The sequence below is a fragment of the Micromonospora sp. SL4-19 genome (assembly GCF_047921475.1).
Lineage (GTDB): Bacteria > Actinomycetota > Actinomycetes > Mycobacteriales > Micromonosporaceae > Micromonospora.
Genome location: NZ_JBLROB010000013.1, coordinates 101,585 through 123,846, shown reverse-complemented (window position 1 = coordinate 123,846; position 22,262 = coordinate 101,585). Strand labels below are relative to the sequence as shown.

The 22,262-nt window shown below is 73.5% G+C and carries 27 protein-coding genes; 11 read left to right on the top strand and 16 right to left on the bottom strand.

Translation table 11 applies throughout. From position 1 onward, the window contains the following. Window positions 1-35: 35 nt before the first annotated feature. The gene (locus tag ACNAVT_RS18195) at window positions 36-302 is read left to right on the top strand and encodes a helix-turn-helix domain-containing protein (RefSeq protein WP_089011556.1); all 267 of its coding nucleotides are present in this window, start codon (window positions 36-38) and stop codon (window positions 300-302) included. Between the two features lie 171 nt (window positions 303-473). Here the strand turns inward: ACNAVT_RS18195 and ACNAVT_RS18190 are convergent, their stop codons facing one another. The 3 genes from ACNAVT_RS18190 to ACNAVT_RS18180 are packed head-to-tail and all read right to left on the bottom strand — an operon-like array spanning window position 474 to window position 2,809. Beyond that, window positions 474-881: a PH domain-containing protein gene (locus tag ACNAVT_RS18190; RefSeq protein WP_416297738.1), complete on the bottom strand. Its 408-nt coding sequence runs from the start codon at window positions 879-881 to the stop codon at window positions 474-476. Between the two features lie 57 nt (window positions 882-938). Next, window positions 939-2,216 (bottom strand): MFS transporter, encoded by a 1,278-nt coding sequence (locus ACNAVT_RS18185; protein WP_416297736.1) that lies wholly within the window; start codon window positions 2,214-2,216, stop codon window positions 939-941. Then, window positions 2,213-2,809 carry an ArsR/SmtB family transcription factor gene (locus ACNAVT_RS18180; RefSeq protein ID WP_416297734.1) on the bottom strand — a complete coding sequence of 199 codons (597 nt, stop codon included), beginning with the start codon at window positions 2,807-2,809 and terminating at the stop codon, window positions 2,213-2,215. The genes ACNAVT_RS18185 and ACNAVT_RS18180 overlap by 4 nt, the downstream gene beginning before the upstream one ends. A 122-nt stretch (window positions 2,810-2,931) precedes the next feature. Here ACNAVT_RS18180 and ACNAVT_RS18175 point away from each other — a divergent pair, with 122 nt between their 5' ends. Continuing rightward, complete coding sequence (locus ACNAVT_RS18175; RefSeq protein WP_416297733.1) at window positions 2,932-3,819, top strand: DMT family transporter; 888 nt, start codon at window positions 2,932-2,934, stop codon at window positions 3,817-3,819. 47 nt (window positions 3,820-3,866) lie between these two features. Here the strand turns inward: ACNAVT_RS18175 and ACNAVT_RS18170 are convergent, their stop codons facing one another. Then, entirely contained in the window at window positions 3,867-4,532 is a 666-nt protein-coding gene (locus ACNAVT_RS18170; protein ID WP_416297731.1) for a 4'-phosphopantetheinyl transferase family protein, read from the bottom strand. Further along, on the bottom strand, window positions 4,529-5,362 hold the full coding sequence (locus ACNAVT_RS18165; protein WP_416297729.1) for a metallophosphoesterase family protein: 834 nt from the start codon (window positions 5,360-5,362) through the stop codon (window positions 4,529-4,531). Before ACNAVT_RS18165 ends, ACNAVT_RS18170 begins: the two co-directional genes overlap by 4 nt. A gap of 122 nt (window positions 5,363-5,484) precedes the next feature. Here ACNAVT_RS18165 and ACNAVT_RS18160 point away from each other — a divergent pair, with 122 nt between their 5' ends. After that, entirely contained in the window at window positions 5,485-6,300 is an 816-nt protein-coding gene (locus ACNAVT_RS18160) for a hypothetical protein (protein WP_416297727.1), read from the top strand. Between the two features lie 60 nt (window positions 6,301-6,360). Here ACNAVT_RS18160 and pip read toward each other — a convergent pair whose 3' ends face one another. The 3 genes from pip to ACNAVT_RS18145 form a co-directional block, all read right to left on the bottom strand. Beyond that, window positions 6,361-7,329: a prolyl aminopeptidase gene (gene pip / locus ACNAVT_RS18155; RefSeq protein WP_416297726.1), complete on the bottom strand. Its 969-nt coding sequence runs from the start codon at window positions 7,327-7,329 to the stop codon at window positions 6,361-6,363. 52 nt (window positions 7,330-7,381) lie between these two features. Further along, on the bottom strand, window positions 7,382-7,756 hold the full coding sequence (locus ACNAVT_RS18150) for a hypothetical protein (protein ID WP_416297724.1): 375 nt from the start codon (window positions 7,754-7,756) through the stop codon (window positions 7,382-7,384). A gap of 117 nt (window positions 7,757-7,873) precedes the next feature. Continuing rightward, complete coding sequence (locus tag ACNAVT_RS18145) at window positions 7,874-9,379, bottom strand: hypothetical protein (protein WP_416297722.1); 1,506 nt, start codon at window positions 9,377-9,379, stop codon at window positions 7,874-7,876. Between the two features lie 254 nt (window positions 9,380-9,633). Between ACNAVT_RS18145 and ACNAVT_RS18140 the strand changes: the two genes are divergently transcribed. Next, window positions 9,634-10,089 carry a GNAT family N-acetyltransferase gene (locus ACNAVT_RS18140; RefSeq protein ID WP_416297720.1) on the top strand — a complete coding sequence of 152 codons (456 nt, stop codon included), beginning with the start codon at window positions 9,634-9,636 and terminating at the stop codon, window positions 10,087-10,089. 19 nt (window positions 10,090-10,108) lie between these two features. On the opposite strand, the gene ACNAVT_RS18135 is transcribed toward ACNAVT_RS18140, so the two are convergent. Continuing rightward, window positions 10,109-10,624: a 2'-5' RNA ligase family protein gene (locus ACNAVT_RS18135; RefSeq protein WP_416297718.1), complete on the bottom strand. Its 516-nt coding sequence runs from the start codon at window positions 10,622-10,624 to the stop codon at window positions 10,109-10,111. An 82-nt stretch (window positions 10,625-10,706) separates the two neighbouring features. Here ACNAVT_RS18135 and ACNAVT_RS18130 point away from each other — a divergent pair, with 82 nt between their 5' ends. The 3 genes from ACNAVT_RS18130 to ACNAVT_RS18120 all read left to right on the top strand — a co-directional run bounded on the left by ACNAVT_RS18130 (window position 10,707) and on the right by ACNAVT_RS18120 (window position 13,780). Next, on the top strand, window positions 10,707-11,216 hold the full coding sequence (locus ACNAVT_RS18130) for a mycothiol transferase (RefSeq protein WP_416297716.1): 510 nt from the start codon (window positions 10,707-10,709) through the stop codon (window positions 11,214-11,216). Window positions 11,217-11,327: 111 nt separating this feature from the next. Beyond that, window positions 11,328-11,726, top strand: a complete 399-nt coding sequence (locus ACNAVT_RS18125) for an SCP2 sterol-binding domain-containing protein (protein ID WP_416297714.1) — start codon at window positions 11,328-11,330, stop codon at window positions 11,724-11,726. Then, the gene (locus ACNAVT_RS18120) at window positions 11,723-13,780 is read left to right on the top strand and encodes a glycogen debranching N-terminal domain-containing protein (RefSeq protein WP_416297712.1); all 2,058 of its coding nucleotides are present in this window, start codon (window positions 11,723-11,725) and stop codon (window positions 13,778-13,780) included. Before ACNAVT_RS18125 ends, ACNAVT_RS18120 begins: the two co-directional genes overlap by 4 nt. Before the next feature lie 5 nt (window positions 13,781-13,785). Here the strand turns inward: ACNAVT_RS18120 and ACNAVT_RS18115 are convergent, their stop codons facing one another. From ACNAVT_RS18115 to ACNAVT_RS18095, 5 genes are all read right to left on the bottom strand, one after another. Then, window positions 13,786-14,490 carry a hypothetical protein gene (locus ACNAVT_RS18115; protein WP_416297711.1) on the bottom strand — a complete coding sequence of 235 codons (705 nt, stop codon included), beginning with the start codon at window positions 14,488-14,490 and terminating at the stop codon, window positions 13,786-13,788. A 95-nt stretch (window positions 14,491-14,585) separates the two neighbouring features. Continuing rightward, on the bottom strand, window positions 14,586-15,092 hold the full coding sequence (locus ACNAVT_RS18110; RefSeq protein WP_416297709.1) for a DinB family protein: 507 nt from the start codon (window positions 15,090-15,092) through the stop codon (window positions 14,586-14,588). A gap of 147 nt (window positions 15,093-15,239) precedes the next feature. Beyond that, entirely contained in the window at window positions 15,240-15,632 is a 393-nt protein-coding gene (locus ACNAVT_RS18105) for a hypothetical protein (protein WP_416297707.1), read from the bottom strand. 116 nt (window positions 15,633-15,748) lie between these two features. After that, a complete protein-coding gene (locus tag ACNAVT_RS18100) occupies window positions 15,749-16,477 on the bottom strand; it encodes a hypothetical protein (protein WP_416297705.1) in 729 nt (242 codons plus the stop codon). A gap of 125 nt (window positions 16,478-16,602) precedes the next feature. Next, complete coding sequence (locus tag ACNAVT_RS18095) at window positions 16,603-17,457, bottom strand: alpha/beta fold hydrolase (RefSeq protein WP_416297704.1); 855 nt, start codon at window positions 17,455-17,457, stop codon at window positions 16,603-16,605. A gap of 251 nt (window positions 17,458-17,708) precedes the next feature. Here ACNAVT_RS18095 and ACNAVT_RS18090 point away from each other — a divergent pair, with 251 nt between their 5' ends. Both ACNAVT_RS18090 and ACNAVT_RS18085 read left to right on the top strand, forming a co-directional pair. Continuing rightward, window positions 17,709-18,038, top strand: coding sequence for a cupin domain-containing protein (locus tag ACNAVT_RS18090; RefSeq protein WP_416297702.1), 330 nt, complete (start codon window positions 17,709-17,711; stop codon window positions 18,036-18,038). After that, window positions 18,035-18,883, top strand: a complete 849-nt coding sequence (locus ACNAVT_RS18085; RefSeq protein WP_416297700.1) for a YwiC-like family protein — start codon at window positions 18,035-18,037, stop codon at window positions 18,881-18,883. The genes ACNAVT_RS18090 and ACNAVT_RS18085 overlap by 4 nt, the downstream gene beginning before the upstream one ends. A gap of 92 nt (window positions 18,884-18,975) precedes the next feature. On the opposite strand, the gene ACNAVT_RS18080 is transcribed toward ACNAVT_RS18085, so the two are convergent. Beyond that, complete coding sequence (locus ACNAVT_RS18080; RefSeq protein ID WP_416297698.1) at window positions 18,976-20,190, bottom strand: globin domain-containing protein; 1,215 nt, start codon at window positions 20,188-20,190, stop codon at window positions 18,976-18,978. A gap of 164 nt (window positions 20,191-20,354) precedes the next feature. Here ACNAVT_RS18080 and ACNAVT_RS18075 point away from each other — a divergent pair, with 164 nt between their 5' ends. Together ACNAVT_RS18075 and ACNAVT_RS18070 are read left to right on the top strand one after the other, a co-directional pair. Beyond that, window positions 20,355-20,792, top strand: coding sequence for an RrF2 family transcriptional regulator (locus tag ACNAVT_RS18075; RefSeq protein ID WP_416297696.1), 438 nt, complete (start codon window positions 20,355-20,357; stop codon window positions 20,790-20,792). A gap of 22 nt (window positions 20,793-20,814) precedes the next feature. Further along, window positions 20,815-21,444: a class I SAM-dependent methyltransferase gene (locus ACNAVT_RS18070; protein WP_416297694.1), complete on the top strand. Its 630-nt coding sequence runs from the start codon at window positions 20,815-20,817 to the stop codon at window positions 21,442-21,444. 71 nt (window positions 21,445-21,515) lie between these two features. On the opposite strand, the gene ACNAVT_RS18065 is transcribed toward ACNAVT_RS18070, so the two are convergent. Further along, window positions 21,516-22,169 carry a class I SAM-dependent methyltransferase gene (locus tag ACNAVT_RS18065; protein ID WP_416297693.1) on the bottom strand — a complete coding sequence of 218 codons (654 nt, stop codon included), beginning with the start codon at window positions 22,167-22,169 and terminating at the stop codon, window positions 21,516-21,518. Window positions 22,170-22,262: the final 93 nt, after the last annotated feature.

The window sequence follows — 22,262 nt, the reverse complement described above, 5'->3', positions numbered from 1 at the left end:
AGGTCGGGGATGCTCCGGAGGGATATCCTGCTGCCATGGTTCGCCAACCACTCACCGCCGAACAGATCGCAGCGGGCCAGCGCCTCGGAGCCGCCCTCCGGGCCGCGCGGGCCGGCCGCAGCCTCGTCGAGGTGGCCCTGGCAGCCGGCATCTCCCCCGAGACGCTGCGCAAGATCGAGGCGGGCCGCCTTCCCGCACCGGCGTTCGGCACTGTGGTCTGCCTCAGCCAGGCCCTCGACGTCCCCCTCAGCGACCTGGCCGACGTCTGGCTTGCCGACATGCCCATCCGTCAGGCGTCCTAGAGACCAGAACGTACGAACGCGGGCAGCACAACCCGACCGCCCGGCGGCCGGATGTGGGCGCCCCGCGTATCCGTTCGGGCGATGATCGCTCTGCTGCTGCCGCCAGAGCCCTCGTGCGGCTCAGTCCCCACTTCCCGTCGCAACGAAGCGGCCAGCATCGTCCCCGGGGCATCACCCGTGGCGTAGGGCCTGCGACAGCCGGCCGAGGCAAGCGTCGTTGTGCGCTTGGACTGCCGACAGGACTCCCGGGGCCTCCCAGAACGCGGTCAACGGCGTGTAGACGTGGCGGCCCGAGCCGGATCGCCACTTCAACGCGGGGTACGAGGTCAAGGATTCGATGTCCTCGCGCGGGATCGTGCGGGACCGCAGGAGCCCCCGAACGGTGATGCGTTCCCGCCCGACCGACACGGACATGCGATAACCGCGCACGGACAGGGCGGCTCCGACCGCCACCGGGACAAGGCCGGCCAGTGCCGCGTACCCGGCCAGTTCCTCGGCGAGCGGCCAGGCCAACAAGGCGACCGCAGCGCCGGGTGCGGTGTTCGCGATGCGGGTTGCCAGCAGCGGTCGGAGTTCCACGGGCCGATCATGGCAGGCCCCGTCCCGGTCGGCGGGGGGCCTGCCGGGGGCCACAGGTCAGCGCGGCGCTGTCTCACCGGGTGCGTCGCTGAGCGCGGTGATGCGTTGTACGGGGGAGAAGATCAGCCACAGGGCGGCGGAGGCGCCGGCGACTCCGGCGACGAAGAGGGTGGGACGTAGGCCGATGGTGGTGCCCAGCCAGCCGCCGATCAGGGCGCCCAGCGGCCGGACGCCGTAGTTGATGGTGCTGTACGCGCCGGCGGTCCGGCCCCGGGCGTCGTCGGGTGTCACCTTGGTGATCAGGGCGTTGAGGTTGATGTCCATGAGCATGACGCCGACGGAGGAGACGAATTCGGCGGCGGCGAGCAGTGCGACCTTCGCCCAGATCGGACCGCCGGCCAGCGCCATCAGCGCCAGCGGCGCCGGGAAGAGGATGATCCCGATGATGATGGTGCGGCCGAGGCCGATCGCCCGGGTCACGCGCGGGGCCACCGCCGCGCCGGCCAGGCCGCCGAGGGCACCGACGCCGAGGCCCAGTCCGATGGCGCCCGCCGACAGGCCAAGCTCGCGGCTGACGTAGAGGATCAGCAGCGTGGAGACGATCAAGGTGAAGAAGTTGACGGTGGTGGTGCCGCCGAGCGCGGCGCGCAGCACGCGATGCTTCAGCAGCAGCGAAAGTCCGTCCCGGATCCGCTTGACGGTCGACGACCGGTTCGGTGGCGGCGAGGCCTCGTCGGCCGGGATCCGCGCGATCAGGAGGGCGGAACCCAGGAACGACAGCGCGTCGGCCGCGAGCGCGACGGGCGCGGTCAGGATCTGCACGAGCGCCCCGCCGAGCGCGGGCCCGGCGACGAACGATCCGGCTCGGCTCAGGCTGAGCTTGCTGTTGGCCTCGACGTAGGCCGTGGCCGGGACGAGCGCGACGAAGAACGACGGGTAGGCCATGCCGAACAGCACGGAGCCGGTGCCGGTGAGCAGCGCGACGATGAAGAGTTGGGCCAGGCTGACCACGTCGAGCAGGTAGGCGATGGGCAGGCTGAGCAGGACGGCCGCTCGGACGAGGTCCGCGATGATCAGCAGCCGACGCTTGTGCGTGCGCTGGTCGACCCAGGCGCCGACGAACACGCCGACCAGGTACGGGAGCCAGATCAGGGCGGTGAGCACGCCGACCTGGCCGGGTGTCGCGGCCAGCATGGTGACCGCGATGAGCGGGAGGGCGATCTCGGTGATCCGGTCGCCGAACTGGGAGATCGTCTGGGCCAGCCAGAACGCGCGGAAGTGCCGGCTGGCCCAGACGGAGCCGGCCGGGGCGGCGGCGGTGGTGGTGGCGCTCATGTCTCGGGCTGCTCGTCGCCGTCGGACTCCGGCAGGATGTACTGCAGCAGCCGTACGCCCCGCGCCCCGGCCGGCGCCTCGACCTCAGGGCGCTGCACATATCTGGCGATCAGGGCTTCGACGTCGTCTTTGAGCTGCTGCATCTCCTCGGCGGTGAGCATGATCCGGGTGTTGGCCATGCCGGCCGCCCGCCGCCACCCGGTGTCCAGCCGCGGCTCGTCGTGCAGCAGCCACTGCTGCGGCAGCTCGGCGCTCTGGGCGAACATCTCACCTTGGAGCTGGCGTGCCGCGTTCTGCCCTTCGGCGTCGTCGGGCACGTCGAAGCGGAACCCCCTGGCCGCCGCCTGCCACCAGCGCTCGCGCCGGTTGGTGGCGCCGTCCCAGTCGGTCACCAGCCCGAACGAGGCGAGGTGACGCAGATGCCAGCTGACCACCGAGGGGGTGCCGCCCACGTGCGGCGACAACTGGGTCGCGGTGGCCGGGCCATGTCGCTGGAGGCGGCCGAGGATCGCCAGCCGCACCGGATGGGCCAGGGCCCGTAACGCCTGCGGGTCGGTGACTTCGAAGTCCCCGTACGGATTCTTGAGAGACATGTTTCGAAAGTAGCCTCTCACGTCTCTCTTGGCAATGGCCTCGGTCCGGTACGTGGTGGTCGGTCGCCCAACTCCGCCCGGGGATCGGTGATTCGGACGGGGAGGACGGGGTACGCCCTTCGGTGGTCTTCATCCTTGCCGTCGGGGCCGCCCTGATGCTCGGGGTCGGTTCCGCCATCCAGCAGCGCGTCGCCTTCCGGGCCCCGGACGGCCTGGCGCTGCACGTGGGGCTGCTGTGGCATCTCGTCCGGCAGCGACTGTGGCTGCTGGGCCTCGCGACGACGCTGCTGGGCGGCCTGCTCAGCGGCGCCGCCCTCGGTAAGGGTTCGGTCGTGCTGGTGCAGCCCGTCCTGGTGCTGCGCCTGCTGTTCGCCCTGTCGACCGCGGCGATCTGGAGTCGGCGCCCGCTCCGCCCACGGGACTGGGCGACGGCGCTGGCCGTCACCGGAGGCATGGTCGCCTTTCTGGTGGCGGGTGCTCCCGGAACCGGAAATCCGGAAGGCGTACAAGATTGGGAATGGGCTGCGCCCGCGTTCGCCATCGGCACGTTGACGTTGCTGCTCGTACACGTCGCCCGCCGGCTGAGACCGAATCAGGAAGCGCCGATGCTGGCGCTCGGGGCAGGCATGCTTTACGGACTCCAGTCCGCCCTGACCCAGTCGGCCGTGCACCGCCTGTCCACCCATGGGCTGCTGGGGTTGGTGACCAGCTGGCAGCCGTACGCCGTGTTTGTGATCGGGCTGGTGGGGACCCTGCTCGCGCAGAGCGCCTTCGACCTCGCCCCGCTGTCCGTCTCCTATCCGCCACTCGCCGTGGCCGAACCGCTCGCCGGTATCGCGATCGGCATCGGCGTGCTCGGTGGGACGCTGCGATTCACTCCGGCGACGTTCGCCGTCGAGGCCGCCGGCCTGATCGTGATGACCCTCGCGGTGTACCTGCTGGCGTCGTCCCCGCACATCGTCGGCCACCACGACGAGCCGTCGAAGGAAGGTGCCGATGAGTCCGGGTAGCGGAGAAGGTCACCGAACGGGGAGTTCAGTCGCCGAAAGGGGATACTTCACCAATCCCGGGGCAGCGTGACGGACGTGACGATCAGGCCGTCGGCGACCAGATACCGGCCGTGCAACGCGGCCAGGGGCGGCCCGCCGTCCGTACGGGTCCCGTCGACCAGCAGCCGGGCGGTGAAGCTCCCGGCGGTCGGGTCGATGGACAGTTCCGCGTCCTCGAAGCCGAGCCAGCGGCCGGTCAGCGGATACCACGCCTTGTAGACCGACTCCTTGGCGCTGAACAGCAACCGGTCCCAGTGCACCGAAGGGTCGGCGAGGGACAGACGGCGCAGCAGTTCCGGCTCGCCGGCGACGGTCACCGCCTCGGCCACCTCGTCGGGCAGCGCGTCGTGCGGCTCGGCGTCGATGCCGAGGCCGGCCAGCGCGGTGTCCCGGGTGACCGCGGCGGCCCGGTAGCCGGCGCAGTGGGTGATGCTGCCGACCACACCAGCCGGCCACCGCGGCTCGCGCCGCAGCCCGGAGCGGATCGGGGCCGGGGCGTACCCGAGGCGGGCGAGGGCCTCCCGGGCGCAGCGACGGGCGGTGACGAACTCGCGGTGTCGGCTCTCCACCGCCTTCGCGACGAGGTCCTCCTCGCCGGGGTACGGAGCCTCGCCGGGAATGTCCGAGAATGCCTCGACCGTCACCACCGCCGACGGCAACAGGGCCTCGATCATGGCGCCCCGCCGAGGATGCGTCGCATCGGCTGCGGTTCGCCGCCCCGGCGGGCCCACTCCCGCGGGTAGCCCAGCGACACCTCCTCGAAGCGCACGCCGTCGTGGTGAGTGGTGCGCGGGATGTGCAGGTGCCCGTAGACGGCCACGACCGCGCGGTGGCGGACGTGCCAGTCGGCGGTGCGGTCGGTGCCGCACCATTGCGCGAACTCCGGATACCAGAGGACGTCCGTGGGCTCGCGGACAAGTGGCCAGTGGCTGACTAGCACGGTCGGCAGTGCCGGGTCGGCGGCGGCCAGCCGGCGCTCGGTCTCGGCGAGCCGCGCCCAGCACCAGGACTCCCGATCCGGGTAGGGGTCGGGGTGCAGCAGCACCTCGTCGGTGCACACCACCCCGGCCTCGTACGCCTGCCGCAGCGACTCCTCCTTCGAGTTCGCGCCGGGCGGGCGGAACGAATAGTCGTACAGCTGGAACAGCGGCGCGACGGTGACCGGTCCACCCTCCCCGCGCCACACCGGGTATTCGTCCTCGGGGGTCAGCACGCCGAGGTCGCGGCACATCCGCACCAGCGCGTCGTAGCGCTCCCGGCCGCGCAGCGTCACCGGATCGGACGGATGCGTCCAGAGCTCGTGGTTGCCGGGCACCCAGACCACGGTGGCGAATCGGTCGCGGAGCAGGCGCAGCGCCCACTCCACGTGGCCGAACAGTTCGCCCACGTCGCCCGCCACGAGCAGCCAGTCGTCCGCGGTCTCCGGACGCAGGCCGTCCACGATCCGGCGGTTCTCGGCGTACGACACGTGGAGGTCACTGACCGCGAACAGTGAACCCGTCACCCGGTCGATCTTGCCATTGCCGGTCGTGGACGGGTAGGCGTGGGCTTGAGCGGCGGCGGGCCGCCGGGTGATGATGGCCGGCATCGGTGTCGCGACCCCGTCGGCGAGCAGCGCCGTACGGGATGAAACGTCGACTCTTCGTGGAAGGGAACGACGACATGCACCCGATGCTGCGTCGACTCGACGACCTCGCCGCCCATCTCGCCAGCCGGCCGGACACCGTGGCGCTGCTCGGCCTCGGCTCGGCCGGCGTCGACCACGACCGGCTCGACGCCCACTCCGATCTGGACTTCTTCCTCGTCGTGGCGGACGGCGCGGTGCCCCGCTACGCCGGGTCGGTCGACTGGCTGGCCGTGCCCTGCCCGGTGGCGTACAGCTTCGCCAACGAGCGCAACGGCCGCAAGGCGCTCTACGCCGACGGGATCTTCGTCGAGTACGCGGTCTTCACCGTCGACGAGCTGGCTCGCCTGTCGTTCACCGGTGCGCGGGTGGTGTGGCAGCGGCCCGACGCGCCCGCCGGGCTGGCCGAGTGCGGGCCACCGGCCCGCCCCGCGACGCCGTACGACACGGTCGAGTTCCACCTCAACGAGGCACTCACCAACCTCTACGTCGGCCTGCATCGCGAGCTGCGCGGGGAACGGCTCACCGCGTCCCGGTTCATCCAGTCGTACGCGGTGGACCGGGTGCTGGCCCTGCTGCGGCTCACCGCCCCGGACGTGGCGCATCGGCGCGACCCGTTCGACCCGAGCCGCCGGGTGGAGCAGGCGTACCCGCCGGAGGTGCTGCCGCTGGCCGAGATGGTGCCCGGCTACCGGGGCAACCGGGAGGCGGCCCGGGTGACGCTCGGCTGGCTGGAGGACCGGTTCCCGGTGGACCGGGTGATCGGCGCCGCCATTCGGGGCCTGCTGGCAGCGTCGGGCGACCGGGACGACGCCTGACCGCAGGGATCAGTCGACGCCCGGTCGGTCCACCCGGCCGACCGCCCCGACGGATCCGGATCAGTTGGTGAGCAGGTCGGCGAAGTGGTCGGTGGCGCGCAGCAGTTCCCGGGCGATGCCGGGTTCCGCGGCGGAGTGGCCGGTGTCGGGCACGATCCGCAGCTCGGCCTCGGGCCAGCGCCGCGCCAGGTCGTACGCGGACACCGGTGGGCAGCAGAGGTCGTAGCGGCCCTGGATGATCACGGCGGGGAGGTGGCGGATCCGGTCCACCCCGTCGAGGAGCTGCGTCTCGCCGGTGAGGAAGCCGCCGTGCACCACGTAGTGGGAGAGGATCCGGGCGATGGGCAGGGCGTGCTCGTCGGCGGTGAAGTGGGCGAGCAGGTCCGGGTCGGGGCGCAGCGAGGAGTTCACCGCCTCCCACCGCCCCCAGGCCGCCGCGCAGGCCCGAGCCTCGGCGTCGTCGGGGCCGTGCAGCCGCCGGTGGTACGCGGCGAGCACGTCGTGCCGCTCCGCCTCGGGGATCGGGGCGATGAACTTGTCCCACTCCTCGGGCTGGAGGTGGCGCAGGCCGCCCTGGTAGAACCAGTCCCGCTCAACGCGCCGCATCAGCAGGACACCGCGCAGGACCAGGCCGGTGACCCGGTCCGGGTGGGCCTGCGCGTACGCCAGGCCGAGGGTGACGCCCCACGAGCCGCCGAACACCAGCCAGGAGTCGATGCCGAGGCGCTCGCGGATCACCTCCAGGTCGTCGACCAGGTGCCAGGTGGTGTTGGCGCGCAGCTCCCCGGCCGGGGTGCTCTGGCCCGCGCCGCGCTGGTCGAACAGCACGGCCCGGTAGCGGTTTGGGTCGAAGAACCGGCGCGCCGCGGGGACGAGGCCGCCGCCGGGGCCGCCGTGCAGGAAGACCGCCGGTACGCCGTCGCGCCGGCCCACCTCCTCCACGTACAGCTCGTGGCCGTCGCCGACGGCGATCCGGTGGGAGGCGTACGGCTCGATCGACGGGTACAGGCGTGGCTCGGTCGCGTTCATGCTGACCCATCCTGCCCGTCCGCCGCACGCCCTGCGGGGCGGTGGCCCGTGGTCAGCAGGCGATCGTGGCGCCCAGGTTGTCCAGGAGGGCGTCGGCGACCCAGCCGGACACGCCGGTCGTCAGGTCCTTCAGGTAGGTCCAGCTGTACGTGGTGTACCCGTTCGCGGTGACCCGGTCGCCGGCGCCGTAGCAGTGGAAGTCGACGTTGTGGTTGAGCTGCCCGTAACCGAGCGAGGGGCAGGAGGTGTGCGGACCGGTGCGGATGTTGACGTTGCTGGCGTTGAAGAGCTGGCCGCCCTTGGTGTCGATGTTGGAGTGGGCGTGGCTGCAGCTCGCGCTGGCCGGAGCGGCCACGCTCACCACCGCCACGCCGGTGCCGGCGACCGTCAGTGTGACGGCCGCCGCGATCGAGGACAACTTCCGCATGCCGATCAACCCTCCGAGATCAGAGCCACACGCACAGTGATCCACATATTTACATGCTTCAGGATCCACGGCAAGGGTTGGTTCCCGCCCGCGCGGGCGCCGGTCAGGGACTGCGGCTCAGGCGTTGGCCGGCACGCCGGTGTCAGGGCCCGCCGCGGGCTCGTCGGCGGTCCGCTCCGACTCCGGAGTGGACCGTTGGGCCGGCGGGCGCACCGCGAACGCGTCGAAGCTGGGGCCGTCCAGCCCAGCCCGCTCGGTGAACGCGTCGCCGGTGGGCCGTTCCGTGGTGAGGCCCCCGAGCCCTTCCACCGTGGAGCCACCAGGCCGCGCCGCGGGCGTCCGGTCGGCCGCGCCCTGCTCGGCGGGGTTGCTGGTCGACCGGACCGCCACCTGCGGGTACTCCGCGGTTTCCGCCCCGCCCGCCGCAGCCGCCATCACCGCCGCCGCGGCCAGATCGGCCACCCGCTTCGCCTCCCGCTGCACCCGGGCGCGGGTCTCCTTGGCGTGCTGCTCGGCAAGGTCCGCCGCCCGCCGCGCGTCGTCCAGCCGCTTGGTCTCGGCGGCGAGGTCCCGCCGTACCTCGACCAGGCGCTCCTCCAGTGCGGCGCCCTGCTGCTCGACCGTGGTGATCTCCCGGCGGGTGTGCTCGAGCTGCTGGCCGACGTTCTCCATCTCGGCCTGGAGCTGCGCCAGGGCCTCCTGCCGCTGCTGGATCTCCTGCTGCACGGTGGACAACTGCTCCTGGTGCGCCGCCGTCTCCTCGTCGGCGCGCTCGCGCACCTCGGTGGCGTACTGCTGGGCTTCGGCGACCAGGGCGGCGATGTCCCGCTCGGCGGCGCTGGCCCGGTCGGCCAGCTCCTGCTCGGCAGCGGCCCGCCGCTCGTCCAGCTCTCTGGCCATGGTGGCCTGCCACTGGGCCAGCTCCTGCTGGGCCTTGCTCCGGTTGGCCTGGACCTCCTGCTGGATCTGGGTACGGGCCGCCTTCACCAGTGCCTCTGACGCGGAGCGGGCCTGCTCGACCTGCTGGGTGGTCTGCTCGGTGATCCGCTTCGCCTCCTGCTGCGCCCGGTCGTGAGCGGCCTGCGCCTCGGTCCGCAGCTTCTCCGCCAGCTCCCGGATCGAGGTGAGTTCGGCCTGCGCGGCGGCCCGCTGCTCCTCGTGCGCCTTGTCGTACTCGGTGCGGCGCGCCGACAGCTCCTCCTCCAGCTCCCGAAGCTCCCGGGCGGCCTCGTCCCGCGCTGCGGCGAGCGCCTTCTCCGCCTGCGCCTGGAGATCGGCGGCGCGCTTGCTGGCGGCGTCGTTGATCTGCCCGGCCTGCTTCTCGGCCAGGTCGAGGATCTGGTCGACCATCGGCCCGAGGTCCCGGAAGGACGCCCGGTCCGCCGGCGCGGGTCGCTGCCGCAGTTCCGCGGCCTCGGTCTGTGCCCGCTGCACCTGCGCGGTCAGCTCCCGCACCTGCGCGTACGCCCGGTCCCGGTCGGAGGTCAGCACGGCCAGTTCGCCGTCCATCTGCTCGACGTACCGTTCCACCTGGCGTCTGTCGAAGCCGCGCAGCACCTGGTCGAACCTCGGCCGCGTGGATACGTCGTCGTGTGACGCGAACGCTTCGTCGCCGTTGGACATACCCATCCTCCGTCAGGTTCGCCAGCGCCGGGCCGGCAGATGACCGCCCCGCAGGGTCATGATGAGGCGCAACGGTACCGTGTCGGCGCGCGGGGTCCGCCCCACCCCGGCCCTCAGTCGCCGGGGTCGGCGATCGCCGGGCCGGCGGACCGTTCCACCGGCCCGTTCCGCCTGCGCCGGCGGCGCGTGGCCCGAGCCTCAGGTGGCGAGAAACCCGGTGCGCCGGTTCCGGTCCGGCCCGCATCCTGACCGGTGTGACGACCGTACGCGAGTTGACCGCCGGGGACTGGCCCCGGCTGTGGCCGATGCTGCGCGACATGGGCGTCGGCGACGAGCCCGCCGAGGCCCACCGGGAGCGCTACCTTCGCCTGCTCGCCGACCCGCGCTGGGCGCTGCTCGGTGCGGCGGACCCCGACGGCTTGACCGGGTACGCCGCCGCCCAGGACCACGGCCCGCACCTGCGCGCCGGCGACGCGCACCGGACCGCCCGCCTGCACGACCTCTACGTACGCCCGGACCGGCGCCGGCACGGGGTGGGGCGCGCGCTGCTCGCGGCGGTCTCGGAGTGGGCGGCCCGGCGGGCCCGCTACCTGGAGTGGCAGGCCCACCGTGAGCGGGCGGCGCCCTTCTACGAGCGGCTCGGCCACCGCGGTGAGCCCTGCCCACAGCCCGAGTACCCGACCTTCATCGTCGACTTCGGGCCGCGCTGAGCCGTCCGGTGGCCGAGCCTCACGGCAGCGGGTGGGAGATGCCGCGGGCGTGATCGGTGATGGCCGCGCCGACCACGGTGGCGGTCAGCGGCAGCACCTCCAGGCAGCGGCGTACCGCCGCGGCCATCAGCAGGTTCGGCACCCGCATGGAGAGCGTGCAGTGCGGCACCCAGCGCCCCGGCTGATAGTGCTCGACCAGGCCGATGCCGGCCCGGGCCAGCCGGTGGTGCACCTCGGCGTGGTGGGCCAGCAGTTCCGCGGTGGGGGCCGGGCCGAGCCAGAGCACCCGACCGACGAACTGGCCGGCGTGCTGGAACTCCAGCCGCAGCGGGGCGGCCACCACCATCCCGGCGAGGGCCTCGGACACCTGGTCCGGGTCGAAGCGCGGCGCCACCGCCAGCGAGACGTGCGGTCGGTGCCGCTGTTCCAGCAGCGACCGCATGCTCTGCACGCCCTCGGACTCCAACGCGTCCCAGAGCACCCGGATCCGCCGGCTGGCGTCGGTGTCGAGATACAGCTCCAGCGCCGCGACCACGCGATCACCCTAGAGGTCAGGTTTGCCCGGCCCGCTGGGCGGTACAGCCCGGGTGGCACCAACGGTGGAGGAGCGTGGACCCGTGGACGTGAACGACCTGCTGACGGAGGCGTACGACCGGCTGCCCGACCTGGTCGAGTCGGCCGTCGCCGGGCTGAGCCCGGAGCAACTGCGCCGAGCCCCGGCGGCCGGGGCGAACCCGGTCGGCTGGCTGGTCTGGCACCTGACCCGGATCCAGGACCACCACGTCGCCGACCTGTTGGGGGAGGAGCAGCTCTGGGTCACCGGCGACTGGGCGCCACGGCTCGGGCGGAGCGCGGAGCCGGACGACACCGGCTTCGGGCACGGCCCCGAGCAGATCGCCGCCCTCCGACCGGAGAGCGGCCAGGTGCTCCTCGACTACCACCGCGCGGTGGCCGACCGGACCCGGGCGTACCTGCGCGGGCTGCGCCCGGCCGACCTGGACCGGGTGGTCGACGAGAACTGGGATCCGCCGGTCACCCTCGGCGTCCGGCTGATCAGCGTGCTGGAGGACGACCTCCAGCACGCCGGCCAGGCCGCGTACGTGCGCGGGCTCGTCGAGCGGGGATGACCGCCGGTACGCCGTCCGTGGGTCAATCCCGACTCACCCGATTCGGGTGAGTTGAGCTCACCCGTCGGGCGGGGAAGCTGCTGCGGACCATCGGACACGGGGAGGGGACGGATGGGCGGTTCGATCACGGAGCACCTGATAGAGCAGGTCGCCGGCCGGCACCCCGAGATCCCGGAGAACACGGCCGGCACGGTCCGCCTCGACCTGCACGACGGCGGAAGCACCGAACACTGGTATCTGACCATCGACCACCAGGACGTCCGGGTGGCCCGCGCTGCCGGCGACGCAGACATGGTCGTCCACGTCGACCGCGAGGTCTTCGAGCGGATCGCCACCGGCAGCCCACGACTGGTGTCGGCGTTGCTGCGCAACGACATAACCGTGCAGGGCGACGTGCGGCTGCTGTTGACGCTGCGCCGGCTCTTCCCGGGCCCGCCCGGGGCCCAGGACCCGCGCGGGGCCGGCCGGGGCGCGGGGCGCACGCCCGCGCCCGGGGCGGAGGCACGATGAGCACGGACCTGGTGCACGTCCTCGCCGGCAACTCGTTCGCGCTCAGCGACACGGAGGGCGACATGGAGGTCGACCCGCGGGTGCCGGCCGGCCTGTTCTCCTTCGACACCCGGTTCCTGTCCCGCTGGGTACTCACCCTCGACGGGGAGCGACTGCACGCCCTGTCGCGGGACGACCTGGCCTACTTCGAGACCCGGTTCGTGGTGGTCCCCGGGGCGGCCAGCCACTACGTGGACGCCGACGTGTCGGTGATCCGGCACCGGATCATCGACCGCGGCCTGCACGAGCGCATCACCGTGCTCAACCATTCGGCGGAGCCCGCCGAGATCACCGTGCGGATGGCGATCGCCAACGACTTCGCCGACACCGCCGAGATCCGCCAGCCGCGGCCGCGCCGACCGGTGGTCACCGCCAATTCGGCCCGCAGGCAGCTGCGGCTCTGCTACCAGCGCGATCGGTTCGTGCGGGAAACCGTCGTCACCAGCACCGCCGAGGTGGACGTCGACCAGGACGGCATGACCTTCCGGATCCGCATCGACCCGGACGGCGAGTGGCACACCGACCTGCAAGTCGAGATGATCATCCACGGTGCCGGCGACGAGGACGTGCGACGCAGCCTGGCGGCCCACCGCCAGGGGGTACACGATGACATGCACGAGGACCTCGGGCGGTGGCTCGGCCGCGCGCCGCAGCTCAGCGGCGAGCGGAAGGCCCTCGTGACGGCGTACGACCAGGCGCTGGCCGACCTGGCGGCGCTGCGCTACCTGCCGTGGTCGTTCGGCGAGCGGGTGCCGGTGGGCGGGCTGCCCTGGGCGATGGCGCTGTACGGCCGGGACGCCATCCTCACCTGCCTGGAGACGCTGCCGTTCACCCCCGAGCTGGCCCCCGCCACGCTGCGCATGTTGGCCCTGACCCAGGGCAGCCAGCTCGACGACCTGCACGACGAGGAGCCGGGCAAGATTCTCGCCGAGCTCAGGTACGGCGAGTCGGCCGCCTTCGAGGAGCAACCCACCGCGCCCTACTACGGCGCGGTCGACACCACCCCGCTCTTCGTTGTCCTGCTCGACGAGTACGAGCGCTGGAGCGGCGACACCGACCTGGTCCGGGAGCTGCGCCACCCGGCCCGGATGGCGCTGGACTGGATCGACGAGTACGGCGACCCGATCGGCGACGGTTACCTGCGCTACCAGCCGCGCAACACCGTCAGCGGGGTGGCCAACCAGGTGTGGCGGAACTCGCCGGACGCCGTCGTCGACCGGCACGGCCGCCAACCCGCGTTCCCCCGGGCCACCTGCGAGCTGCAGGGGTACGCGTACGACGCGAAGATCCGGGGCGCCCGGCTGGCCCGGGAGGTCTGGGGCGACCCGGCGTACGCCGACCGCCTGGAGGCCGACGCGGCGGCGCTGCGCAGCCGGTTCGACCGCGACTTCTGGCTGCCGGAGCAGGGGTACTACGCCCTCGCACTGGCCCCGGACGGGGAGCCGGTCGACGCGCTCACCTCCAACATCGGCCACCTGCTGTGGAGCGGGATCGTCGAGCCGGAGCGAGCCGATCCGCTCGTCAGGCACCTGTTCGGACCGGACCTGTTCTCCGGCTGGGGGGTGCGGACGTACGCCGTCGGCCAGCGCCCGTACAACCCGGTCGGCGCGCACCTGGGGGCGGTCTGGCCGTCGGACAACGCGATCGTCGCCGCCGGCCTGCGCCGCTACGGGTACGACGCCGAGGCGGCCCGGGTCGCGGCCGGGATGTTCGCCGTGGTGGAGACGCTCGGCGGCTCGGTGCCCGAGGCGATCGCCGGCTATCCGCGCCAGCTGACCAAGTACCCGGTCCAGCTCCCGATGGCCGGTCGGCCGCAGTCGTGGTCCTCCGGTGCGCTGCTGATGCTGCTCGCCACCATGCTCGGGCTGCGCCCCTGCGGCGACGACCTGCTGGTGGACCCGGCGCTCCCCGAGGAGTACGGCCTCATCGAGCTGCTGGACGTGCCGGGCCGCTGGGGACGCGCCGACGCGTACGGCCGGGGCCGGGCCACCCGCCGGCGCCCGTCGGTGCGCTGAGTGGGTCAGGGCCGGCCGTTGGCCTGGCCGGGCGGATCGGGGTCGGACCGCTCAGTCGGGTCGGCATGTGGCCCCTGTTGCTTGTCCCGCCCGTCGAGCAGCCGGTCGCAGTACCCGGCGACCTTCTCCGGCCCGCCGGCGGCCGAGACCAGGTCGGCGAACGGTGGGGCCTCCAACGGATGACGTCGCTGGCCCACCTGTGCCCGGTACGCCGTGCAGAGCCCGGCCAGCGACGCCGGCCTGCCCGGCCGGTCGGACGGGCCGGGGGCCGGGGTGGGTGGGGAGGGATCCGGTGCCGGCGAAAGGTGCGGGCCGGCTGCCGGCGCGGATCCGCTCCCGGTGCCGGCGCTCGGCGTCGCCGTGGCGTCATGGGCACCACCTGAAGGCCAGGGCCGGGCGCCGGTGGTGGCGGCCACCGCCACGCCGGCGGTGGTGGCCGCCAGCAGGGCGGCGAGCGTGACCTTCGCGCTGAACCAGCCGGCGCGGAACCGGTGCGCGGGAGGAGACACGACCACCGGGGCCGATCCGTCGAGCATCGCCCGGAACCCCCGCACGGCGGCAGCCTCGCCGCTGAGTTCATGCGTGCGGGGGGCGGACCGGACGGCGGCGAGGAGACGGATGAGCACCTCCGGACCCTGTTGCGGCGCGTCGCCGACAGGGCCGACGAGCAGACACTCGGCCTGCTCCTGGTCCATGTGGTGTGTGTCCATCTCGTGTCCCTCAGCGCCGGCACCGGTCGCGCCGTCACATCGGAAACCCGCTTGAACCCCCGGGCCAGGCAGTGAGATCGGTCACCCGGTGCGGCTCAGCCCATCGTCTTCGCCCCGTCGATCGCCTCGCGGATGATGTCGGCGTGGCCCGCGTGCTGTGCGGTCTCGGCGATGACGTGCAGCAGGACCCGGCGCACCGACCAGCTGGCCCCGGGCTCGAACCAGGGGGCGACCGGCAGCGGGTGGGCGGCGTCCAGGTCGAGGGTGGCGACCAGCGCATCGGTCTCCCCGGCAACCCGGTCGAACTCGGCCAGCAGCCCGGCGAGGCTCTCGCCTTCGGCCATCCGGAACTGCCCGACCCAGTCGATCGGCTCGCTCTGCATCGCCTCGGCGCCGCCCACGGCGAACCACATCCACCGTTCCTCTGTGGTCGCCACGTGCTTGATCAACCCGCCGAGGCAGAGCTCGCTGACCGTGCTGCGCTGGGCGGCCTGCGCGTCGGTCAGGCCCTGGACGGTCTGCCGGAGGAAGCCGCGGTGCCGGCGCAGGGAGGCGAGCAGATCCGCCCGCTCACCGGTGATGACCTGTTCGGACACGCTCATGCCGCCCGCCTTTCGATTGAGGACCGCGGACACCGTACGGCCCGCCACCGACAGTTTCCGCACCCCGCACAGATCGAGGAGGTCAACGCCGCGTACGCGTCGAGCCCGCCCGGGAGCGGGCGGGCTCGACGCGTGACCGGATGGGGTTCAGCCGCGCCAGGTGACCCCTTCCGAGTGCATTCCGGTGGCTTCCTCCAGCGCGTTGTCCGGCAGGTCGCCCTCGGCTTTGTCGTCGGGGAAGGTCCGTGTGGACGGCGCCGGATCCGGCGGTGCGCCCGGTCCCGCCTCGGCGACGCGGGTGGGCTCCACCGAGCCGAAGCCGTGCCGGCCGGCCGGCCGGCCGCCCTTCGCCGCCCCGGCCGCCCGGCGCTCACCGCGCCGCCCCTCGGGAACGGCCGGTTCCTCGCTGCCCTCGTCCATCGGTGCGTCCTCGCCGGCGCCCCACGGCGGATCGGCGTCGAAGCCGTCGGTGGTGCCCCACGGCGCGGCCGACTCCGGCCCCCGTCCCTCGCCCCTACGTGGGCGGTTCTTGCTGCTCATCGCCACCTCACCTGGCTGGGTTCCCGTGAATGCCCGTTACCGGCCGGGTCATGCCGGTTCGGCGTTCCCACCGCGCGGCCGGCGACCACGCCGTTGTGTGCCGCCGGCCGCGCGGGTCAGCGGCCGGCCCCGACCAGGTGCCGGGTCGCCATGCCCATGGCAGCCACCTTGCCGATCTTTGGGGCGCCGAACGCGGCGGCCTTGCCGATCTTCGGGGCGCCGAACGCGGCGGCCTTGCCGATCTTCGGGGCGCCTATCCCGATGACCTTGGCGACCATCACCGGCGACGACATCAGCCCTCCGGCCCGGAGGAGCATGCCCCGGAGCACCTGGCCCGGCTTCTGCTGCTCGCTCATGTAGGCGGTGACCACCACCAGCGCGCCGGTCAGCGCCGGCACCGCCCACTGGAGCAGCTTCATCTGCCGCTGACAGGAGGCGATGTTCGCCGGGGTCTGGTGGTTCGGTTCGGTGATTCCGTCGACCGGTGGGCCACCAGCACTCTGCAGCTTCATGCCGAGGAATCGGCTGTATCCGGTCACCGCCAGCGCGCCCAGGGTGAGCGCGGTCTTCACCGCGGTGGCCTTGCCGACCCCGGCCTGCCGGGCCATCCGCGGGGTCTCCGTGACCAGCTCGCCGACCGCGCCGGCGAGGTGCGCGCCGATCGCCGCCGCGTTGACCGGGGTCCAGCGCGCCCAGCCCGCCGACGCCACCGGCAGCCGTTGCGTGGCGTCGTCGATCTTCGCCGCCGCGCCGTTGACGCCGAGTGCCCCCATCAATGATCCGCCGAACCAGGCCGCCAGGCCCAGATCGTGCATCGAGCGCAACGCCGTGTGCCGTTCGGACATCTGATCCCCCTCCGCCGTGTTCGGGCGGTGCGGCTTACCCAGGTTCCGGCCGGCTACGCCCCCGGTCACCGAACGCTCCCGCCGCGGGTCACGTCGTCCGCACCCGCCCGTCGGGGGCGTCCGACTCAGCGTGGCAGGGTGGCGGCGAACGCGGCGACCCGGGCGGCCAGCGGGGCGGCGGCGCGTACCCAGGTGAAGTGGTCCAGCGGGGCGCCCGCCTCGGCCACGGTGTAGCGGTGCCGGGTCACCGGGGCGGCGGTGAGCTTGGCGCAGATGTGGTCCAGCGTTTCGTGCGGGGTGTACTGGTCGTCGTCGACGCTGACCGCGAGGACCGGGGTGCGCACCCGCCGGACCGCCGTCTCGGTGTCGACCCCGTCGAGCATCGGGAACCGGCCGGTTCGAGCCGTGTACGCCCAGTCCCGGATCACTCCGCGCGCCTGCCGGCCGCCGAACCCCCAGCCCGGCCAGACCCCGAGCAGCCGGGCCGCCGCCGCGATCCCCTGGGTGTACGGCAGGACACCCCACCCGCGCAGCCCCGGGTACCCGCGCCACCAGGGCAGGCCGACCGCCACCAGGGCCAGGCCGTCCACCGCGTCGGCGTCGTGCAGGGCCTGGTGCAGCACCGCGGCCTGCCCACCGAGGGAGTGCCCGAGCAGCATCCGGGCGCGCCCGTCGAGTCGGGGCTTGAGCGCGTCGAGCACCGCGCCCACGTCGGCGGCGAGTTCGGCGTACCCGTACCGGCAGGTGCGGGCGGGCGGCGGGGTGCTCTCGCCGGTGCCGCGCAGGTCGGCCACGATCACGGCCAGGCCGGCGTTGCGCAGCGCGGCCGCGAACGGCCGGTAGTAGCGGGCCCGCACCCCCATGGCCGGCCAGATCACCACCACCGGCGCGCCGGGTGGCCCGTCGGGCTCCGGATAGACCTGGACGCCGAGGCGCGCCCCGTCGACGTCGACGTACTCCTGCACGTACTCCCGGCTCATCGGCCCAGGCTACGGCGGCAGGCTACCGCCGGGTAGCCAAGGGTGCGCCGGCGTGCGCGGCACCCGTGCGCGAGCGGCGGGTCCGCCGGGTCGGCCGGCTCCGGCGGTGCGACAGGATCCGTCGGGTCGGAGATCTGATTCGGGGACCAAAGCCCCTGGTCGGAAGCGCGCGAAACGACGAAGCTAGAAAAGAGGAACAGGAGGCTCCTGTTTTGTGGCCCCTGGCCCGAACCCATCTCCGGGAGGTGCCCGTGTCCCCGTCATCGCTCTCCGCGCTGTCCGAGGAGCAACTCACCCTGGCCTACGCGACCGACAGCGGACGCAGCGCCCGGACCGTGCACGGCGGCGCGGCCTCGCCGCTGCGGCAGACGCTGATCGCCCTGGTCGCCGGAAACGCGCTGGCGGAGCACGCCAGCCCCGGCGACGCGACGCTCCAGGTGCTGCGCGGCCGGGTCCGGCTGGTTGCCCAGGACCGGTCCTGGTCCGGGGAGGCAGGGGACCTGCTGGCGATCCCGGACGCCCGGCACGCGTTGCACGCCGACGAGGACTCGGTGGTGCTGCTCACGGTTGCCCGCGGATGAGCGCCCCGCTGCCCCGGCCGGCCGGTGACGTCGTCGGCCGCCCTGCCGCCTCGCCGGCCCGGCCCGCCCCGCCACCGGCGGCGGCCCGGCCGGCACCGCCACCGGGAGCCGCCCGACCCGCCCGGTCCCGCCGGCACCGCTTCCTGCCGCCGCAGCACGGCGCCTGGGCGATGCTGCTCCTCCCGTACGCCGCGGCGGTCTGCGTCACCGGCCTCCGGTGGCCGGATCTTCCGCTGCTCGGTGCCTGGCTGGCCGGCTACCTCTTCTCCTACTACGCCCTGCTGGCCGTGAAGACCGGCCGCACCGACCGGGTACGCCCGCAACTGCTCGCCTACGGCGGCGCGGCCGCGCTGCTCGCGGCACCGGTGCTGCTCGCCCGGCCCGCGGTCCTCGGCTACGCCCCGCTCTACGCCCTCCTCGTCGCGGTGAACGTCTGGTACGCCCGGCGGCGCCGGGAGCGGGCCCTGGCCAACGACCTCGCCTCGGTGGCACAGAGCGTGCTGATGGTGTTCGTGCTGGCCACCGTCGCCGGGGTGTCGCCCGCCGCCCTGACCGGCGTCGCCGGCGCCGTGGCCGCGTACCTGGTCGGCACGGTCCTGTACGTCAAGACGATGATCCGGGAGCGCGGGAGCGCCGGCTACCGGTGGGCGTCGCTGGCGTACCACCTGGCCGCGCTGCTGGTCGCGGTGGTCTGGTGGGGGCTGGCGGTGGCCGTGGTGTTCGCGCTGCTGCTGCTGCGCGCGGCGGTGCTGCCCGGCCGGCGGCTGACCCCGGTCCGGGTCGGGATGATCGAGCTGGTCGGCTGCCTGTCGGTGCTCGCCGTGGTCGTCGGGCACTGGGCCTGACGGCCCGGCGTGACGGCCGTCGACAACGCGAAGGGCCGGTGCCGGGCACGTACGCCCGGCACCGGCCCCGACCACTGCGGGGGCGACGGAACTCAGCCGCGCAGCATGCCCGGACCGAACACCTCGTAGGCGATTCGCTCCGTGGGTACGCCCCGGCGCAGCAACCCGCCCCGCACCGTGGCCATGAACGGCACCGGTCCGCAGAGGTGCACCTGCGCCCCGGGGGAGAGCGGGATCAGGTCCGGGTCGACGAGGCCGCCGGCGACGTCCGCCTTCAACCCGGCCAGCTCGCCGTCGGCGGCGTCCTCGTACCAGAGGCGCACCGACAGGTTCGGCAGCCGCTCCTGGAGCCCGGGCAGCTCGTCGCGTCGGGCATGGGTGGCGCCGGCGCGGTCGGCGTGCACGAGCACCACCGGGCGCTCGGGCTCGGTGGCGGCCAGGTGCTCCAGGGCCGCCATCGCCGGGGTGACGCCGATGCCGGCGCTGACCAGTAGCAGCGGTTCGCCCTCGCCGATCGCGCTGACCTCACCGAACGGTGGGCTGAGCCGGAGCGTGTCGCCGACGGACACCTGCTCGTGCAGGTGGGTGGAGACCATGCCGTCGGGCGCGCCGGCGGTGCCGCGTACCCGCTTGACGGTGATCTGCCAGTGATCGACGCCGGGCCGGCCGGAGAGGCTGTACTGCCGGATCTGCTGCCCCCGGTCACCGTCCAGGTCGACCGCGACCGAGACGTACTGGCCCGGGGTGAAGGTGGACACCGGGGCGCCGTCGGCCGGGACCAGGGTGAACGACACGACGTCGGCGGTCTCCCGGGCCTTCTCCGCCACTCGCCAGTCCCGCCACACCGCGCCGTCCTCCGCGACCCCGGCGACGGTGTAGAGCCGCGCCTCCCGGGCGATCAGCTCGCAGGCCAGCAGCCAGTACACCTCGTCCCAGGCGGCGGCGACCTCCGGCGTGACGGCGTCGCCGAGCACCTCGCCGACCGCGGCGAGCAGGTGCCGCCCGACGATCGGGTACTGGGCGGCGGTGATGCCCAGCGAGGCGTGCTTGTGCGCGATCCGGTCCAGGATCGGGCCCCACGGCATGCCACTGCTGCCGCCGGTCAGGTGCTCGGCGTACGCGGCCACGGCGGCGGCGAGCGCGGCCTTCTGCTGCCCGGTGGCCTGGTTGCCCCGGTTGAAGATGTCCAGCAGCTCCGGGTGGGCGTCGAACATGCGCTGGTAGAACCGGCCGGTGATGGCCTCACCGTGGGCCTGCACGGCGGGCAGGGTCGCCGCCACCACCGCTGCTGAGGATTCCGAGAGCACTACTACTCCTTCGGGCTTCTGACTGGGTCGAGCCCCACTGAACAGGCATCTAGGATTCCTCTTCAGGGTCGAAGGTCCCGGGTGCCGCGTAGCCCTGGTCACATCGCCGCAGCCGACCAGGTCGGCCGGTGTCGCGGGTTGCCGCCGCTGGTTAGGGTCGAGCGGTGAAGCTCAACCGGTCGACGGACATGGCGTTGCGGATCGCGATGCTCACCGCCGCGTCTCCGGCCCGGACGACCGTCGACGAGATCGCCACCCGGCTGGCGCTGCCCCGCAGCCACGTCGCCAAAGTGGTGCAGCGGTTGCAGCGGCTCGGCGTGCTGGTGACCGTCCGGGGCCGCTCCGGCGGCGTGGCCTTCGCCGAGCACGCCGGGGAGCTGACCGTCGGGCAGGTGGTCCGGGCCTTCGAGGGGGACGACGAGGTGGTCTCCTGCCAGCAGTCGGCGTGCCCGCTGATCCCCGGCTGCCGGCTCCGCGGGGAGCTGCGCCGGGCCCAGGCCGCCTTCCTCGGCGTGCTCGACGGGGTACGCCTCGGCGACCTGGTCGACGGCGCGGCCGGTCCGCTACTGCTCGCCCTCGGCGCGTCGGCGGCACGCGGCTGAGGCTTCGACCGTGGGAGGATCAATGAGCGTCTCGCATCCGGTGTTCGCCCGGGCTTTCATCCGGGCCAGTGTGGCGATGGACCAGGCCGGCGTGGCCGAGCACCGCCATCGCCTGGTCGCCGGATTGCGGGGCCGGGTGGTCGAGGTGGGCGCCGGCAACGGCCGGAATTTCCCGCACTACCCGTCGACCGTCACGAGCGTGCTCGCGGTCGAGCCGGAGCCGCGGCTCCGCGCCGCCGCCCGCGCCGCGGTGGCCGACGCCCCGGTCGCGGTCACCGTGACCGACGGCCTCGCCGAGGCGCTGCCGGTCGCCGACGCCTCCGTCGACGCGGTGGTGTTCTCGCTGGTGCTCTGCTCGGTGTCGGACCAGGCCGTCGTGCTGCGTGAGGCGCGTCGGGTGCTGCGCCCGGGCGGGCAGCTCCGCTTCTACGAGCACGTCGTCGCCGACACCCCGGGGCTGCGTCGCGCCCAGCGCTGGGCGGACGCGACGATCTGGCCGCTGTTCTGCGCCGGCTGCCACACCGGCCGCGACACGGTGGCGGCGATCCGGGCCGCCGGCTTCACCGTCGGTGAGCTGGACCGGTTCCGCTTTCCGCCCTCGGGGATCCCGATGCCCGCGTCGCCGCACGTGCTCGGCACCGCGCGCACCTGACATCGTCGCGTCCGGCCGCCGGCTCGACCCTCGCGCCACCCGGCCTGGGGGCGGCCCGCCCGTCACCAACCTCAGGCCCGGTGGAACTCCGCGCGCCAGCGGATCCCACCGTCGGTGGCGACGATCTCCTCGACCCCTGCCGGGGTCAGCGGGCCGGCGGCGAAGGCGTCGACCTCGGCCCGGATCAGCGGCCAGGGCGGGCCCTCGACCGCCTCGTCGTCCCGCCGGCCGGCGGCGATCACCAGCAGCGTCCCGCCCGGCGCGACCAACCGGCCGACCGCCGGGATCGCCCGCTGCCGCAGCTCGGCCGGCAGTGCCTGCACGTTCATGCTCTCCAGCACGAAATCGAACCCGTCCAGCCAGCCACCGGGCGGGTCGAGCAGGTCGGCGGTCTCGTACCGGACGGGCGAGCCGGGGTGGCGGCGGCGGGCCGCCCGTACCGCCGTGGGAGAGATGTCGAAGGCGACGGTGGCGAAGCCGAGGCGGGCCAGATGTTCGGCGTCGCGGCCGAAGCCGCACCCGACGACCACGGCACGCCGACCGGATCCGTCCGGCCGGGTCCGGTCGGTCCATTCGCTGAGCAGGGAATGCGCCCGCTCGAGGTCCCACGGGACGACCGCCTCGCCCCGCTCGGCGTCGGCGTACAGCCGCTCGAACCAGCCGGCCGGATCGCTCTCGGTGGTGACCGGGGAAGACAACCGGTGGGTCGGATTGTTGTCGTGCACGGACGCCTCCTTGCTTTGAGAAGCCCTGGATTGGGCGGCAGCACGGATCCCGCGCCGCAGCCTAACCGGACGGCGCACCGCACCCGGTGCCAC

Bases quoted from the DNA above. Each gene is read 5' to 3' on its own strand.
- ACNAVT_RS18185 (WP_416297736.1), bottom strand. From the start codon at position 2,216: ATGAGCGCCACCACCACCGCCGCCGCCCCGGCCGGCTCCGTCTGGGCC.
- ACNAVT_RS18070 (WP_416297694.1), top strand. From the start codon at position 20,815: ATGAGCGTCTCGCATCCGGTGTTCGCCCGGGCTTTCATCCGGGCCAGT.
- ACNAVT_RS18120 (WP_416297712.1), top strand. From the start codon at position 11,723: ATGAGCACGGACCTGGTGCACGTCCTCGCCGGCAACTCGTTCGCGCTC.
- ACNAVT_RS18145 (WP_416297722.1), bottom strand. From the start codon at position 9,379: ATGTCCAACGGCGACGAAGCGTTCGCGTCACACGACGACGTATCCACG.
- ACNAVT_RS18105 (WP_416297707.1), bottom strand. From the start codon at position 15,632: ATGAGCAGCAAGAACCGCCCACGTAGGGGCGAGGGACGGGGGCCGGAG.
- pip (WP_416297726.1), bottom strand. From the start codon at position 7,329: ATGAACGCGACCGAGCCACGCCTGTACCCGTCGATCGAGCCGTACGCC.
- ACNAVT_RS18180 (WP_416297734.1), bottom strand. From the start codon at position 2,809: ATGTCTCTCAAGAATCCGTACGGGGACTTCGAAGTCACCGACCCGCAG.
- ACNAVT_RS18110 (WP_416297709.1), bottom strand. From the start codon at position 15,092: ATGAGCGTGTCCGAACAGGTCATCACCGGTGAGCGGGCGGATCTGCTC.
- ACNAVT_RS18160 (WP_416297727.1), top strand. From the start codon at position 5,485: ATGAAACGTCGACTCTTCGTGGAAGGGAACGACGACATGCACCCGATG.
- ACNAVT_RS18095 (WP_416297704.1), bottom strand. From the start codon at position 17,457: ATGAGCCGGGAGTACGTGCAGGAGTACGTCGACGTCGACGGGGCGCGC.
- ACNAVT_RS18150 (WP_416297724.1), bottom strand. From the start codon at position 7,756: ATGCGGAAGTTGTCCTCGATCGCGGCGGCCGTCACACTGACGGTCGCC.
- ACNAVT_RS18085 (WP_416297700.1), top strand. From the start codon at position 18,035: ATGAGCGCCCCGCTGCCCCGGCCGGCCGGTGACGTCGTCGGCCGCCCT.
- ACNAVT_RS18100 (WP_416297705.1), bottom strand. From the start codon at position 16,477: ATGTCCGAACGGCACACGGCGTTGCGCTCGATGCACGATCTGGGCCTG.
- ACNAVT_RS18195 (WP_089011556.1), top strand. From the start codon at position 36: ATGGTTCGCCAACCACTCACCGCCGAACAGATCGCAGCGGGCCAGCGC.
- ACNAVT_RS18115 (WP_416297711.1), bottom strand. From the start codon at position 14,490: ATGGACACACACCACATGGACCAGGAGCAGGCCGAGTGTCTGCTCGTC.
- ACNAVT_RS18125 (WP_416297714.1), top strand. From the start codon at position 11,328: ATGGGCGGTTCGATCACGGAGCACCTGATAGAGCAGGTCGCCGGCCGG.
- ACNAVT_RS18170 (WP_416297731.1), bottom strand. From the start codon at position 4,532: ATGATCGAGGCCCTGTTGCCGTCGGCGGTGGTGACGGTCGAGGCATTC.